The organism is Gottfriedia acidiceleris (assembly GCF_004138285.1).
Lineage (GTDB): Bacteria > Bacillota > Bacilli > Bacillales > Bacillaceae_G > Gottfriedia > Gottfriedia acidiceleris_A.
The window spans coordinates 1-8880 of record NZ_SCFN01000002.1 but is presented as its reverse complement, the minus strand read 5'-3'; the positions used below and the strand labels follow the sequence as shown (position 1 = coordinate 8880).

Annotated in this window: 10 protein-coding genes; 3 read left to right on the top strand and 7 right to left on the bottom strand. The window is 30.4% G+C overall.

Annotated elements, in window-relative coordinates:
• The 3 genes from EP747_RS05230 to EP747_RS05220 form a co-directional block, all read right to left on the bottom strand.
• A partial coding sequence (locus EP747_RS05230) for a KamA family radical SAM protein (protein ID WP_129688855.1) occupies nt 1-1004 on the bottom strand: 1004 nt, incomplete at its 3' end.
• Between the two features lie 205 nt (nt 1005-1209).
• Complete coding sequence (locus EP747_RS05225) at nt 1210-1338, bottom strand: YjcZ family sporulation protein (RefSeq protein ID WP_129688854.1); 129 nt, start codon at nt 1336-1338, stop codon at nt 1210-1212.
• Nucleotides 1339-1573: 235 nt separating this feature from the next.
• Nucleotides 1574-3145 carry an L-lactate permease gene (locus EP747_RS05220; RefSeq protein ID WP_129688853.1) on the bottom strand — a complete coding sequence of 524 codons (1572 nt, stop codon included), beginning with the start codon at nt 3143-3145 and terminating at the stop codon, nt 1574-1576.
• 402 nt (nt 3146-3547) lie between these two features.
• Between EP747_RS05220 and EP747_RS05215 the strand changes: the two genes are divergently transcribed.
• Nucleotides 3548-4501: an LCP family protein gene (locus EP747_RS05215; RefSeq protein ID WP_129688852.1), complete on the top strand. Its 954-nt coding sequence runs from the start codon at nt 3548-3550 to the stop codon at nt 4499-4501.
• A gap of 67 nt (nt 4502-4568) precedes the next feature.
• Here EP747_RS05215 and EP747_RS05210 read toward each other — a convergent pair whose 3' ends face one another.
• The 3 genes from EP747_RS05210 to EP747_RS25310 form a co-directional block, all read right to left on the bottom strand.
• Nucleotides 4569-5219: a histidine phosphatase family protein gene (locus tag EP747_RS05210; RefSeq protein ID WP_129688851.1), complete on the bottom strand. Its 651-nt coding sequence runs from the start codon at nt 5217-5219 to the stop codon at nt 4569-4571.
• A 29-nt stretch (nt 5220-5248) separates the two neighbouring features.
• Nucleotides 5249-6610, bottom strand: a complete 1362-nt coding sequence (locus EP747_RS05205) for an NAD(P)/FAD-dependent oxidoreductase (RefSeq protein ID WP_129688850.1) — start codon at nt 6608-6610, stop codon at nt 5249-5251.
• A 140-nt stretch (nt 6611-6750) separates the two neighbouring features.
• Nucleotides 6751-6903 carry a putative holin-like toxin gene (locus EP747_RS25310; protein ID WP_419179271.1) on the bottom strand — a complete coding sequence of 51 codons (153 nt, stop codon included), beginning with the start codon at nt 6901-6903 and terminating at the stop codon, nt 6751-6753.
• A gap of 359 nt (nt 6904-7262) precedes the next feature.
• Between EP747_RS25310 and EP747_RS05200 the strand changes: the two genes are divergently transcribed.
• Complete coding sequence (locus tag EP747_RS05200) at nt 7263-7493, top strand: hypothetical protein (protein ID WP_088010581.1); 231 nt, start codon at nt 7263-7265, stop codon at nt 7491-7493.
• A gap of 195 nt (nt 7494-7688) precedes the next feature.
• The gene (locus tag EP747_RS05195) at nt 7689-7913 is read left to right on the top strand and encodes a hypothetical protein (protein ID WP_098428941.1); all 225 of its coding nucleotides are present in this window, start codon (nt 7689-7691) and stop codon (nt 7911-7913) included.
• 261 nt (nt 7914-8174) lie between these two features.
• Here EP747_RS05195 and EP747_RS05190 read toward each other — a convergent pair whose 3' ends face one another.
• The gene (locus EP747_RS05190) at nt 8175-8402 is read right to left on the bottom strand and encodes a hypothetical protein (protein ID WP_235832764.1); all 228 of its coding nucleotides are present in this window, start codon (nt 8400-8402) and stop codon (nt 8175-8177) included.
• Nucleotides 8403-8880 lie beyond the last annotated feature (478 nt).

Here is an 8880-nt window from a genome sequence, read left to right as displayed (position 1 = left end):
GTAGGTACAGCATAACCAGAAGTGTGACCACGTAACCCCTCAATAATCTCCAACCCTTTTGCAACTGGTGCTCTAAAATGGCCAATTCCTTCTGATAAATCACACTGATAAATATAATATGGTCTGACTCTAATTTTTACTAAGTCATGCATTAACTTTTTCATAATTGGTACGCTGTCATTAATTCCTGTTAAAATAACTGATTGGTTCCCAACTGGAACGCCAGCATTTGCAAGCATTTCACACGCTTTTTTTGCTTCCTCGGTTACTTCAATACTCGTATTGAAATGTGTGTTTAACCATACTGGATGGTATTTTTTTAATATTTCACATAGGTTTTCAGTAATTCTTTGAGGGAATACTACGGGTGCTCTAGTGCCAATTCTAATAATTTCTACATGATCAATTGCTCTTAAATTTTTTAAAATATATTCCAAAATATTGTCATTAATTAATAAACCGTCTCCACCTGAAATAAGTACGTCTCTTACTTCTTCATTTTCACGTATATATGCAATTGCTTCATCTAATTGCTTTTTCGGTACTCCCATACCAATTTGCCCCGAAAATCGACGTCTTGTACAGTAGCGACAATACATTGAGCATTGATTTGTTACTAAAAAAAGCACTCGATCTGGATAACGATGAGTTAATCCAGGAACTGGACTATCATCATCCTCTCCTAGTGGATCTTCCGAATCATATTTTGTTTTATTTAATTCTTTACTAATTGGTACAGATTGCATTCTAATGGGACAGCGTGGATCGGTTGGATTCATTAAAGAAGCATAGTATGGAGTAATATTTAAAGGAATTGTTTTAGTTGATATTCTTACACCTTCTTCTTCATCCTTCGTTAAATCGATTACTTGTTTCAAGTCATCCAATGTTCTGACTGTATTCGTTAATTGCCATAGCCAATCGTTCCATTGTTCATCCGTAACATCTTTCCATAGAGGAATATCTTTCCAATGTCTTTGAGGTTTATAAAGTTGATTTTTCATTTATGGTCCTCCTTGTTTAATAGGACAATTTAAATTTACAAAATTAAGTAAAAATTTCTAGTTATATACCTACTTCTTTATATGCACTTAATAAAAAGTTGGTGAAAAGAGTAAAATTCAAAAAAACATTTTGAAATCCATGTAAAATGAAATAAACCGACTAACTAGTTGTTAGTCGGTATCTGTGGCTGACGCTCAATAGTTTTTAGAAAGTTACAAAAGACGCACCGATGATAATTAATAAAATAAACAATACAACGATTAACGCAAATCCTCCGCCGCATCCCCAGCCACAACCATGGCCTCCGCCGTAGTAAGGTGAATATCCCTTCATATAGATTGCCTCCTTCACTTAACTTTTAGAAATCACAATAAAGTATATGTAATATTCACAATCCTTGTTACATAGGCATTTGACTATATTTCGTGCAAAATTAAATAGATTTTTGGATATGAACATTATCGTAAGAGCTAAACTTAAGGGTCCTTTGAATGAGTAATCAATTTGCGAAAAATCAACTTTAAGAAATAAAAAAGTCTTGAGAAAACTTCTCTCAAGACTTTTTAACTTAATAAATAAGTGATAATATAAATGTCCAAATACAAACAAATGCTAGTAATCCAAAACTATATTTTAAAGTCATCTTAGTTAATGTCGATTCATTACCTGTTTCACCTACTGCAGCTGTTGCGATTGCAATTGACTGAGGTGAAACTAGTTTTGCTATTACCCCACCTGCAGTATTTGCTGATACTAATAACGAAGGATTTGTACCTAAAATATTACCAGCTGAAACTTGAATTGGAGCAAATAAAGTATTGTTATTTACGACAGAACCAGTCATAAATACCCCAATCCATCCTAAAATAGGAGATAAGAATGGAAATGCATCTCCAGTGTGTGCAACTGCTTGACTTAAAGCACTTGTTAATCCTCCATATGTCATCAATTTTGCGATACTAATAATTGCACAAATCATTATGATTGGTATCCAAAATTCTGAAATTGTTTTTTTAAGTAGAGATAACCCCTTACTTACATTAATTGATTTAGAAGAGAAAATTGTAACTAATCCTGCTAATAATATTGCAGTACCTGTTGCTCCGATTAGATCAATGCTGACATTTATTGTAGAACCTGGAACAACGAATTTTATTACTGTAGATGCTAGAGCTCCTCCTTCAGCAAATAAACCTTTAAATGATTTTAAGCTCCAAATTAATACGAAAATTGTTAGTAAATAGAATGGTGACCATGCTTTAATCACATCAGCCATTGAATAAGATTCAGTTTTAAAATCTTTCCCATTTAGTAAGAAAATATTTTTAGGCTGCCATTTTTTAAGAAATAATGCTAAAACACCCATTGTTAATAATGAAGGAATAATATCTGCTAACTCTGGACCTAAAAAGATTGTCATAATTGCTTGAGAAACTGTATAAGTAATTGAGGTTACTAAAATTGCTGGTAAAATTTCTTTAATTCCTTTAAATCCATCTATTAACCAAACTAACAGAAATGGAATCGTAAAATTAATAATTGGTAATGTTAGTGCTGTCATGATTGAAACTTTCATTGAAGTTACACCATGTAATCCAAATGTATCAATAATTCCCACTGGTATTCCAATTGCTCCAAACGCACCAGATGCACCATTTGCAATTAAACAAAGCATAGCTGCTTGTAATGGTTTAAAACCGACTGAAACTAATAATACCGCACAAATAGCAATCGGTACTCCAAAACCTGCTGCCCCTTCAAGAAATGCGTTAAAACAAAATCCAATCAATAAAAACTGGATTCGTTGATCACTCGAAATACCAACTATACTGCTACGTAAAATATCAAACTTCCCTGATTCTACAGTTATTTTGTATAACCATACAGCCATTACAATGATATAACCAATTGGCCATAACCCTTGAATGGTACCTTGAGTAACACTTCCGACTGATTCACCGATTGGTAATTTAAAGATAGTTAGTACGATTATAAACGTAATTCCAAGGTTTAATAACGCTGCATAAATACCTTTCATTTTTAATACTGTTAAACATAAAAGAAATAAAAGAATCGGTACAGCCGCAACTATTGCTGAAATTGCAAGATTATTAAATGGATTAAAACTATCTACTAACATTTGGTTTACTCCTTTGTTTAGGTTCTTAGATTTTACCTTCAAAATCTAGCATCCAACCTAATTATTTTGTTAAATAACTCAACAAACGCTTTTATTTTTAATATTCCTTAAAAAAGAATTAATATTATTTCAACTGCCATACAAATTGTGAATAATTTCACAAGTTGTGATAAAAAAATATATAAATTTACTAATTTCTTCGTTTTCATTTGTGAATTAATTAACAAACTTAATTTTATACTAAGTATTTTTTCATAACAATCAACAATTATTTCCATTTATAGAAAAAAACGGTATATTTTTATTTTCCTTTTTTGTTATGTATTTTCAAAATATTAGAGGGGAAATATATACTAAATTACATATATAGACCAACTATCATATAGAAGGAGTAATAGATTCATGTCAAAGTTCTTGCGAATATGCCTTCTTTCTTTTCTTGTTTTCTTTCTAACCAGTTGTCAAATTAAACCATCAGATCCTGGCCAAAGCCAATCAAATCCACTAAGTGAGCAAAAAATGAGCTTTAAAAATAAACTTTTAAAAAACTCATTATTTTTCCTTGTTATAGGCGTTGATTCTCGAGGTGAAAAAAACTCGCGATCAGATAGTATTGCAGTAGTCCAATATAATGTTGAAGACCGAACTTTAAAAGTTGCCTCAATATTAAGGGATTCATATGTTAAAATTAACGGCTATAAGTATGGTTACGGAAAAATTAATCAGGCCTATAATCTAGGTGGAGAAAAGCTACTAAAAGAAACAATTTATAATAATCTCGGTATTCCCATTGACCATACGGTTATAATCGATTTTAAAGGTTTTGTTGGGATTGTAGATACTCTTGTTCCAGAAGGTATAACAGTTAATGTTAGTCAATCAATAATTAATGATATGAACTTAAAAATGAAGCCTGGAAAAAATAAACTACATGGTGAACAGCTCTTAAAATACGTACGTTTTAGACATGATCATGATAATGATTTTGGAAGAGTTCAACGCCAGCAAGAAGTATTGTTAAAAGTCGTAAGTGCCGTTAAAGAAAAATTAAATACTTTTGGTGGGATCGCTAGAGTACCTCTTTTATTAGACGAAACAACAAAATATGTTTCAACTGACTTAAAATTAGATGAAATAATTTCGCTTGCTTCAATTGCATTTTCTCAACCAATAGAAAAAATTGATCGCTTAAGTATTCCTGTAGATGCTGGTTTTACAAACGAAACTGTTGAACATTCAGGAGCAGTACTAAAATTAAACTTTTCTAAGAACAGACAATCAATCAAGCAATTTTTTAAAGCTCCTGCGCCAGTAATAAATAGTAAAAATAGTAGCAAAAAGTTGAAAAATAAATGATATATTGAACTTTACAAAAAAGAGAAGGGTGTAATCCTTCTCTTTTTTGTTTATTTTTATTAGTAAATTATTGATTAAAAGAAATTACTTTATATGTATCAGATGAGTATTCCAAGATTGTAATACTAGCGTTTTTTATTTCTAATTCGATATTAAATTCCTCTGAAAACTTTTTTACGATATTGCGAATTGTATTTCCATGAGTGACAATTAATACATTCTCATCGTTTTTATTATTTTCGATAATTAGTTCATTTAGCCCTTTTTCAATTCGATCCCATAGTTCGGAGTAACTTTCGGCATGGTGGTATGGATCAGACTCTTTGATAAAATTTGTAATATCTTCAAGGGACCGATTTATTAATAGTTCTCTAAAGGAAGTATAACCGTGATCATTTGCGACTTTACCTAAGGCTACTGCTGAGAATTCTCCTTCAAAACTACCAAAAAAGGACTCTCGGAAGGCTTTTGTTTTTCTAATTACAGGAATTTCGTAATTATTCTGCTGTAAAATTAATTCTGCGGTTTCAACAGTTCTACCTGAATCGCTAGTATATACCCGGTCAAACTGGATATCTGATAATCTATTTCCACATTCAATCGCTACTAGTTTTCCTTCTTCTGTTAATGGACTGTCTGCCCATCCTTGCATTCTTTTATAACGATTTAAATAAGTTTCACCATGTCTAATTAAATATAAATGAATTTTATTTTTCATCTAATCACCCACAATGTGAATTTTAAAATCTAGTTAAAACAAGTTAAATATTGATCCCTATTTGCCAAAACCTTACCTAAATAAATCCCACTAGCCGCTGCTTGAGATAACGAGTGGGTAACTCCAGAGCAATCTCCAATTACAAATAATCCCTCTAAACTCGTTTGAAAATTTGAATTTGTTTCGATAATCGGTGAATAAAACTTTCCATCCATTCCGTAAAGAAGTGTATCCCTATCAATTGTCTCTCCAATAAATTCTTCCAACTGATTCAAAAATCCTTGTAAAATATTCAAATATAAATTAGGAACTTCATTTTTAAGGTCACCGCAAGCGGCATCTAATGTTGGCTTTATACTGTTTTTTTCCATTTTCACATTAGTTGTAGGCTCACCGTTTAGTAAATCACCTAATCGTTGAACGACGATACGATCTATACCATTATTTATTTTTCCTATAATTTTATTAGCGTAAAGATTTGCTTCTTTTAGTGAAGGAAAATATTTAGGTGTGAATAAAGTAAAATTTAAATTAGTTGTTCCTGATTCTTTTTCCCTAAAATTTTGTCCATCTGGCATAACTAATCCTTCTTGAAACTTTCGAACGATTCTACCTTTTGGATTCATACAATATGTAGTTGAAATCAATTCATCAAATTCAAAAGCAAGTTTCGTTTCGAATGTATCTTGTAAAATTGAGCGAAGCTGTTGTTCCTTCATTTCGACTCTAATCCCTAAATCTAAACGAGTTCTACCTTGTTTAACTCCAAGTGAAGTACACTGATCATTTAACCATTCTGTTCCGGATCTACCTGTTGCAAATACTACATTTTTAGATTCGAATTTTCCTAAGTTAGTATCCAAATAGAAAAGATTATTCTCCTTTTTAATATCTAGAATATCAACTTCAAAGCGAATATCAATCCTACTAGATAATTCGTTATATAGTCTGTTGAATATTTCTGTTGAAAGACGCGTACCGAGATGTCTAACTTCAGTAGTTAACATATGTAACTTGCAATCCTCGGCTTTTTTAGCCAAATTTTCATTTACAGTAGAATATTTTTGTACAGAACCTCCCCCAAAAAGGCATAATAGATCGTCAACCTCTTTCATTAATTGTTCAAGATTTTCTCTGCCAACCTTTTGAGCTAATTCTCCCCCAAAATCACATGAATAGTTAAATTTCCCTTCTGATTTACCAAGTCCTGCAAAGCCATAATATTTACCACAAACATCGCAATTGCATATTCCGCCTTTGTCTATAGCACAGACCCTTTCTTCTAAAGACTTTCCTTTTTCAAGTATTAATACTTTTTGATTTGATTGTAATAATGTATATGCTAAAAAAATGCTACTTACACCTGAACCGATAATTGTAATATCATACATCTTTTTTCACCTACTTGATTTTTTCACTTATTCTAATTGTACAATAGTTACTATACTTAAGTGAAATCCTCAAATTTTAATTGGGAGGTAATATCTTTAGTAAAAAAAACACGCCTTATTTAGCGTGTTCCTAAGCGTGTTCAAGAATTTTTATTCTTATCCTTATCTTTAAATTCTAAAATGGCGATCACAAACATACCAAAGCTAATCAATAGTGATAAAACTTCGAAAGTAATTATACAAACCGCCTCCTTACTTTTAAGCCTTCCCGGAACCAAGTTTGTCCTATACATTCAACTATTTTTTATTTTTATATTATTTAATTTTTGAAAATTCCCTTGAAAAATGCTAATTAGTAAAAGAAAAAGTGGAATTATGAATCAATTAAGTCTCCCCCATTATGTAAACTTTTTCCTTTTACTATAATTTTCTAATCTTTACTAAATATACGGAAATTATTGGAATTTTTGCAGATAATCTTGGAACCATACTCATAAAAGTACTAGGTGACTTAGTTGGCTTTTGTTCATTCTTTCTTTTCATTTCCATGAAGATTAGTTCATTTTTACCGTTAAACCAATTTCTTCCATAATCCTTTTTAGGTCTATTTTTGTTAATAATTGGAATAATATTTCCGACAGGAGGAATCTAAATGGATCATTTTGAAGCATTTTTGAATAGTAAGAATTGGATTGATAATGATTTAGATGCAAGGTACATAAATATAAACCACCCTTATGCAATATTAATTTCTGGAGAAGAAGGACAAATTACTTTAAGGGGAAACACCGGTATTGATAATGGTCAAAACGGAGAAGAAATTTTCTCCTTTACTTCTTTAAAAGAGCTTCAGGAGTGGTTTGAAGATAATATTGGGGAATGAATTAAGTAATCCTACTCATGCCAAAATCTAAAATTATTGGCTGAGTTTTTTTATTTTACTGCCTTGTAAAACGCAAAAAAAAATGCAATTAATCTTAAAGATTGTAAAAATTAATTTTTTTGAAATTAAAAAAGCTGTATACATAAAGGATATTGAAGCATTTGCAACGAATAATTTTCTTTGGAGGTGTTTGATATGAGCAGTAAAAATAATGAATTCAATTGTAATAAAGAAGATTTGTATCTTGAGGTAATCAACGAAATGAAAGGAATACAAATTCATTTGTTAGAAGAGATAACTCGGTTAAACAGCGAAGTTAATTTTCTGATATCAGTTGTTCTACCGAATATTGATAGAGATAATTTAAATAATGATCAATTGGCCATGTTCGGAGAGATCGTATTGAATAAAAGAAGTTAAAGGCAATATTAAGTGTTACGTAAAATTCTATCAAATGAAAAATTGATAAGTCACTAAAAGCAATCAAATCAAAATATGTTTTGCAAATTACTTCTCTTTTACCTCTTATAACTTTTACCACTGATCGATTGTTAGATTGATGAACCTGAATCCATAGAAGTTGTATTTCCTTTAATGTAATACGAAAAACAAAATAATTTTTATTAGAATGTAAATCTATTTCTGTATTTAATTCAGCAAAAATCCCAAGAATTTACCGTTTTACTCTTCAATCTTTTTAGAGAAAACTTTACCGTTATTTAATTGACACCAGTCCAAATCAGTTGTATCACTGTATTTTGCGTTAAATTCATCTATAGAAAGAAAAACTTCAATATTACCTTTTTCAAGTTCTAAAAGAAGCGTATATGGCGTTAAACCGTAAACATTAGAAACAGCAATTAATTCACCTATATGTATTTTTTCAGAAAAATCAATTTTATCTCCCAAAATAATCACTCCTTTAGAATATATTTTTATATTCTGCCCTTAATACGAATTTAATTTACAGTAATTTTCATTGAATCTGTATTGATTTGATTAATTTAACCAAAATCAAAATGACTCAAAATTGTCTTGAGTCATTTTTTTGTTTGGGTTCATGAGTTTGTATAAAAGCTATAATCTGTTAATTACTTACTCATAACGGGTTCATGAGTTATATAAAAGCACTTAGGTAAAATTATCTTACTCATAAATGATTGAACTCTTCATCCAATTGATTTTTAAAAAGTCTTTACCTATACAGATCATTTATTTAATAAAAAAAGACTCTTAGGTAAACTAGGAGTCTTCAGAGTGTTGAAATATATTGTTGTCAATATTGAAAATACAAACCTTAATGAATTTCTATGAAAAAGAGTATATTTATTATTGTTTTATCTGTCATTTTATTGATAAACAAGTGATTTTGGTTGATATATCAATT

Excerpts from the sequence above, each read along its gene's own strand:
- EP747_RS05225 (WP_129688854.1), bottom strand. The coding sequence starts at position 1,338 with ATGAAGGGATATTCACCTTACTACGGCGGAGGCCATGGTTGTGGCTGG.
- EP747_RS05220 (WP_129688853.1), bottom strand. The coding sequence starts at position 3,145 with ATGTTAGTAGATAGTTTTAATCCATTTAATAATCTTGCAATTTCAGCA.
- EP747_RS05215 (WP_129688852.1), top strand. The coding sequence starts at position 3,548 with ATGTCAAAGTTCTTGCGAATATGCCTTCTTTCTTTTCTTGTTTTCTTT.
- EP747_RS05210 (WP_129688851.1), bottom strand. The coding sequence starts at position 5,219 with ATGAAAAATAAAATTCATTTATATTTAATTAGACATGGTGAAACTTAT.
- EP747_RS05205 (WP_129688850.1), bottom strand. The coding sequence starts at position 6,610 with ATGTATGATATTACAATTATCGGTTCAGGTGTAAGTAGCATTTTTTTA.
- EP747_RS25310 (WP_419179271.1), bottom strand. The coding sequence starts at position 6,903 with ATGTATAGGACAAACTTGGTTCCGGGAAGGCTTAAAAGTAAGGAGGCG.
- EP747_RS05200 (WP_088010581.1), top strand. The coding sequence starts at position 7,263 with ATGGATCATTTTGAAGCATTTTTGAATAGTAAGAATTGGATTGATAAT.
- EP747_RS05195 (WP_098428941.1), top strand. The coding sequence starts at position 7,689 with ATGAGCAGTAAAAATAATGAATTCAATTGTAATAAAGAAGATTTGTAT.